Genomic DNA, 6,334 nt, shown 5'->3' with positions numbered 1-6,334 from the left:
TCAACGTTGAACCAGTACGATTATTCTACATTCCGGTTAACCTGACATTACCGTTTTCGGCTAGGCTCTTAGTAGTTACCTGCTTTCTAGCTTCGCTGTCACCCCGTAATGGCACTACCTTCGTATCCTTGATTAACTCTACTTGAGCATCTTCAAACTCGCTTGCTTGGTCAGAAGCTCAGTAATCTTATTTGCAGGAAGTGGAGGAGAGAACAAATATCCCTGTCCCTGCTCACAACAGATTGCTCGAAGTTGTTCAAGTTGCTCAAGTGTCTCTACTCCTTCAGCAATAACATACATTCCCAACTTGTGTGCCAGGACCGTAATCGCTTCAACAATTTCCAAGGTTTCACCTGTTACTCCAAGGCGGCTAATGAAGGAACGATCAATCTTAAGCGTGTGAATTGGAAAGCGGTATAAATAGCTGAGAGACGAGTAGCCTGTGCCAAAGTCGTCTAAACTGAGCCGAATGCCTGAGTTGCTGAGATGTCTCAGTTTGGACTGAGTTGCTTCGCCTTGGTTCATTAGCAAGCTTTCAGTAATTTCAAGCTTCAAATTGTGGTGTTGCAACCCTGTCTGAGATAGTATCTGATCAATCTGTTTAACTAGGTCAGGCTGGAGGAACTGCTTACTTGATAAATTGACGCTCATAACCATGAACTGGCAGCAGGCGAACTGTTGCTGCCACAGCCGCATTTGCTCGCAGGCTTGACGAAGAACCCACCAATCTAGGCTGACAATAATTCCTGTCTCTTCCGCAATTGGAATAAATCGATCGGGAGATACCATACCTTGAGCTGGATGATGCCAGCGAACCAGCGCTTCAAAGCCGGTGGTTTGGTGAGTTTTGAGATCGACAATCGGTTGGTAGTAAACCTCAAACTCTTCTCGTCCGATCGCACGCCTTAAATCCGTTTCAATCTGCAATCGCTCCACGACTTTTGTATACATTTGGGAATCAAAGATTTCATATCGAGCTTTGCCATTGAACTTGGCCCAATACAAAGCGATATCTGCATTGCGTAAAAAGCTTTCAGGTTGAAAATCTTCCATCGTGCTGAGAACGATGCCAATACTAGCACTGATAAACAGCTCATTCTCCTTGAGAGTGAAGGGTTGCTGTAATTTCTGAGAGATGCGGTCTGCGAGCTTAATTGCATCAGTGATATCTGTAATATTGTCAATTAAGATAATAAACTCATCCCCACCAAACCGAGCCAAGGTCGTGTACAGGGATTGATTCAAGATTTGGATTTCTCTGACAGAAGTGCTTAATCGTTTTCCAACTTCTATGAGCAACTGGTCTCCTGCCAAATGTCCTAGGCCGTCATTAATTAGTTTGAAATAGTCTATGTCCAGAAACAGGATGGCAAATAGGTAGGGAGAGCTATGATTTACTGAATCAGCTGCATGCGAAATTGCTTCCTGTAGCTTGAGTTGAAACGCGGTTCGATTCGGTAAGTCTGTTAGAGCATCGTGATGGGCGTTGTGTTCCAATTTGGCAAACGATTCTCGTAGTTGCTGTGTCATCCCATTGAAGGAGCGAGCGAGCGCAGCAATTTCCCTGGTTCCTGATGCTTCAACCTGCTGATTCAAATCCCCATCTGAAATCGCCTGCGATGCTCGGCTCAAGTGCAGAATGGGGTAAGTAATCCAACGCGAGGTATGGAATGCTAGAACGATCGCTAGTGCCAATGCCAGCAAACAGAGCCAGATAGTTGTACGAGTGTTTGCATAGATCTGCGCCATGAAGTCAGATTCGGGAACGACGACGATGACCAGCCAGTCAATGCCCAAATCGTCTTTCCAGGGAGTGACTTGAACAAACTGCGGCTGATGGTTGAGCGAAAAATCCAACTGTTGAGAGTGTTGAATTTGATTGAGATTACCAAAGCGATCGTTTAAGTGTTGAGCGGTTGCTCGAATCAGCAGGTCTTTACTGTCAGATGCTTTCAAGCGTTGTGGTTCGTCATCGACGATTTTGAAAGGCTGTTCAGGAACCGAACTGCCAATCAACAACCCACTGCGTTCGACGATAAACGTCTTACCAGAGGGACTAACGGTCAGTTGACGAAGAAAATCGCTAATTTGAGAAAGGCGTTGCTCGCTAGCAACCACTCCTTTTAACTGTTGATTGGCATCGTAAATGGGAAGACTAGCTGAGATCGCAAGGGAAAATGGAGCCGCCTGCCAGTTATACACCGACGTCCAGGTAAGCTGCCTCTGCTTAATAGCAGCGCGATACCAGTCTTCTTGCTGAAATGGGTAAGCACCGAAATCTCCAACTAGCTTTGTTGTGCGTCTTCCCAGACGATCGGCTTCCCAAATGTAGAGATTAGAATTGCCATGTTTTGCTGGATTGACGTACCCAATTGTGGCGCGATCGTCATACACAAAGCCAGCAGATTCAAAATTACCTGAGCTAGAGCCGTACAATACAAAGCCAGCATTAAACGAGTTCACCTGTTCCCAGAAGAACTGCTCTAACGCTTCGTGATTATCAGAATTCACAATTCCCGTTTTGATGGCATTGGCATTTAGGCTTGTCAGCTGTTTGGGAATTTCCATGTAACCCGTCAGATGTTGACCAATGCGAGCGCTGACCTCCTGCCGTAATCGATCAGCCAAGCTATTAACAGACTTTTGCCCATTCTGGAATGAAAGGTAGCTGACTAAACCAATGACGGTGAAGATTTGCAGGACAAACGGAACAACTAACAGCAACTGGAGTGGAACGCTTCGGGGATGTTCAGAACGTGGCATGATTTAGGCAGGAGTGCGGAAGAAAAAGAAGAATGAGAAAACTCACCAGTTCATCTTCAACTAAATTAATCTGAATCTGTGTACTAAAAATGCCCAGATGCTACCCAACGCCAACAATGGTCCTTCTGAATAAAGCGCTTGCCTAATTCCATCGACCTCCAATTTGCTTAAAAAATCGACTAACTGTCTTTCTGTTTTCAGGGCTGATTTGCAACGATCGAGGTGAGCGCCTAGAACGGGTCAGCAGGGCAACAATTCCTAAACTCAAACAAAACAAATAAAGGGGATAGATCGCGAGTTCTATTGAGAACCGCTCGATCGCAAACAGGTTTAGAGTGTTTGCTCCCAAAAACATAAACCAGGACAGGGCATCTTCTGAACCAGGGTCATGATAAAGCTTTCTTAGCGTCGGTAACGCTCCCAGCCCGTCCATTCCAATATTAATGAGCAACGCCACTAGCGGTGAGCCCGATCTCCACCACAGCAGCAGGCTCAGGGCTACACCAGCAAGGCACATTCGGTCAAGACGATTCCAGCCGCCTTCACCATATCTGAGAGACAGGAGCGCAATGATAATTTGGCTAACCAATTGAGAAAGAGGAACCCAGAGGGTATAAGTAGCTCCTGCCGCAGAGTAACTAGTTGTAATAATTATTCCGATCGTAGTCCAAATCCACCATGTCGCTCGATTTGGGCGAGTTTTTCCTCGATAGATTGAAATGATGTATGGAACATAGCTCGCTAATGAGAGAATTCCTGCTGCTACCCCTACATTAGGCTGCCAGTTAAACACGATTGATTCTGTACTTACACGACACTAAAGGTTTTCTGTAAAAGTAGAACAAGGGAACATCAATTCCCTTGTTCTGTTGTCTCTAAGTCACACTAAATCTCACTGAAGTGAGTGTTTGAAATGCATACTGGAGGACGTGTTTAAGAACAATAAGCAGCAAGCCACACTTGGCACTCCTGATGAATCTGCTTGAACAGATCTTGCTCCAAGGTCATGAACGCTTCAAACCCTTCTAAAACCCACTGCACAATCTGTTCAACTGGCTCTGGTCGATATTGAACCACTAAATTGAGAGCCTCGACAACACACTCGAAATGCGATGCTTCAACACCTGATCCTTCATATCGACTATGAACCAGAACATAGCACCAGGGATGATAGCGATGTCCGCAAATTTCAACCGCTGAGGAGTTGCGGAGATAGCAATCAAATCCACTACCTTGATTGTCGTGGCGGAAGACTTTATCAACTAATGCATACTCTATATCCCCTAAAAGTTCAGAAGCGGCATGAAATCCCAGTGCGCGAATCAATGCCGCTACATTACCTGGTTGCCCTTGGTAGCCGTCCATAACTGAGTTGGAGATCTCGCTCAACCACTCTGGAACCGTCGCAAACTGATTGCGCTCTGACACCGATAAGCCTGCGTAGTCCCCTATTGTTTTAAGCAACAGTTGAGCAAGAGCACGGTGAGATGCGCCATCATTTGATCCTTCATCTGCAGCTGCAATCATCACCTTCATTGCGACATTAAATCCCCGATCTGCCTCTTCAATAACCGGAACTTCTGGATCGGTGAACAAATAGCGCGACATAGCAATCGAGCTGGCAAGCCGAGAAATGACCGATGAGGTATAGGCGTTAAAATGGGTATAGCGTTGGAAAAATAAGTACAGAACTGTTGGGTGTTGCAGAGCGTGATGAAAATAGTCTGCAATGATCTCTTCGCTCTTTAAGAGATCAAAAGCTTGGTAGAAGAAGTCTCTGGAGAAAGGTTGTACCGGATTTGCTGCCGCTAAGCCAGTTGTAGCGGTAATGGTTGCATGTAAACCAGAAGAATTGGGTGTCTCCGAGGAGATGCTGTCAAAGAGAAGCGTCATAGAAAATGCTCTACGTCTAGAGGAATTAGATGAACCTGACCAGTCAAAATAAGCAAAGTTAGGTATTGGAATGGACTTCTCAATAAAGCTTTGTCAACAAAATGGCGAGTCCTTCCAGCAATCACCCGGAGCGTTATTACGTAGGTTTGCACGAAATTCTAATCTTGGCAACACAATCCTTAACAATGTCTTGTAATCCTGACACATTCGTACGGCTGCATGGACTTCAAGAATGCATCTATAGTACTACTCCAGCATATTGATGCCGTTGAATACTGCCCCTCAAACTGATAAATTCGTAGAGACATAAAGCCAGACAACATGATTTTAAGAAAATCTAGTGCATCATCAACGTCAGAGCAGATTTATAAAGATCACCTTAGCTCGACTTTATCGAGTTTCTGAGACTCTCAGTTGACGGTGGCTCTGGTCTGGCAGATTTCTTCTGGACTTTTGTTGACATCGGTTGAACGCTGAACATCTAAAAAAGTTTGAGGCCCTGCTTGCCTTTGGGACAACGCTAGGAGTGGCTCCAATTTCAAATGGATAAAGTCGAGCTTAGATATAGATCAATTGTCTTACCTTCAGAGCGCATTTCCAAACTAATCATTAAGCTTCTTCTTGCTGTTCACCAAGACGTTGCAACATCAATCGAATCATTGCCGTTTGAATCATTGCCTCACTCACTTCTGGTAAGCGTTCATCATCCTTGCTTAAGCGACGATTCTGGTTTAACCAGCTGAATGTCCGCTCCACAATCCACCGTTTAGGCAGAATCACGAATCCTGGTTCAGAGCGCTTCACGACCTCGACCCGTGCACCACACAATTGTTCGACGACTCGCGCGAAGTTCTCGCCCTGATAGCCTTGATCCACCCAAATCAGTTTCAACGCATTGGCTTGCTGATTGTCAAGGTCATGCACCGCAATCACCCCGCCCTTTTGCTCAGAACAGTTCGCTTCAATCACGACCACCGACATCAGCAAACCGAGCGTATCGACGAGGATAAACCGCTTGCGCCCCTTGATGCGTTTTCCGCCATCGAAGCCGTAGACTTCCCCCTTTTTTCCGTCGTTTTGACGGACTGACTATCGATACTGCCTGCACTGGCTTGGGGTTGCTTGCCGACTGAAGCTCGCACCTCTCGTCTCAAGGTATCGTGAATTTGTTGCCAAACCCCGTTGCGTTGCCAGCGACGGAAGTATTTGTACACCGTTTGCCAGGCGGGTAAGTCCTTCGGGAGGTCACTCCAGACGCAGCCATTGCGAATTTGATAGAAGATGCCGTTGAGAACCTCTCGCTCATCGACTTCGCGTTTGCGTCCTCGTGCTTTCGGTAACGGCAGTAAGGGTCGGATGATTTGCCACTCCGCCTCTGTTACATCGCTGCTGTAGCGTTTCTTCACCCGTGCTGCTGTCCGTTGAAACCGACGAGGTTTGAGGCTTGTCACCATATCCTGTTTGACCAAACACTATACGGCTCTGATCTTGACTCTAGGTTCGGCTTCTTCCTATCTATTTAAGCTTCTATTGAGAAATGCGCTCTCAGGTCCAATAGTTCAATTAACCCTTGATCATCAGAAACATTCGCTTTGGTGCAATGGGTAAAGAACGGCAACCCTAACGTATAGCTGTAGCCAACTGAGCTAGGACATAGACTATAAGAATCCTATCACCC

The 6,334-nt window shown here is 46.1% G+C and carries 5 protein-coding genes; all 5 read right to left on the bottom strand.

Annotated features, from left to right (window positions below):
- Positions 1-138: 138 nt before the first annotated feature.
- Positions 139-2,763 carry a bifunctional diguanylate cyclase/phosphodiesterase gene (locus AC5I6P_RS27535; protein WP_495696972.1) on the bottom strand — a complete coding sequence of 875 codons (2,625 nt, stop codon included), beginning with the start codon at positions 2,761-2,763 and terminating at the stop codon, positions 139-141.
- 142 nt (positions 2,764-2,905) lie between these two features.
- Entirely contained in the window at positions 2,906-3,556 is a 651-nt protein-coding gene (locus AC5I6P_RS27530) for a hypothetical protein (protein ID WP_495696971.1), read from the bottom strand.
- Positions 3,557-3,696: 140 nt separating this feature from the next.
- Complete coding sequence (locus tag AC5I6P_RS27525) at positions 3,697-4,656, bottom strand: hypothetical protein (protein WP_495696970.1); 960 nt, start codon at positions 4,654-4,656, stop codon at positions 3,697-3,699.
- 609 nt (positions 4,657-5,265) lie between these two features.
- Entirely contained in the window at positions 5,266-5,685 is a 420-nt protein-coding gene (locus tag AC5I6P_RS27520) for a transposase (RefSeq protein WP_495696973.1), read from the bottom strand.
- Positions 5,637-6,110: an IS5 family transposase gene (locus AC5I6P_RS27515; protein ID WP_495696969.1), complete on the bottom strand. Its 474-nt coding sequence runs from the start codon at positions 6,108-6,110 to the stop codon at positions 5,637-5,639. Before AC5I6P_RS27515 ends, AC5I6P_RS27520 begins: the two co-directional genes overlap by 49 nt.
- Between the last annotated feature and the right edge of the window lie 224 nt (positions 6,111-6,334).

It is taken from the genome of Myxacorys sp. (assembly GCF_059501405.1).
Note: the sequence above shows the minus strand (reverse complement) of the source record. Positions and strands in the feature narration are given on the sequence as shown.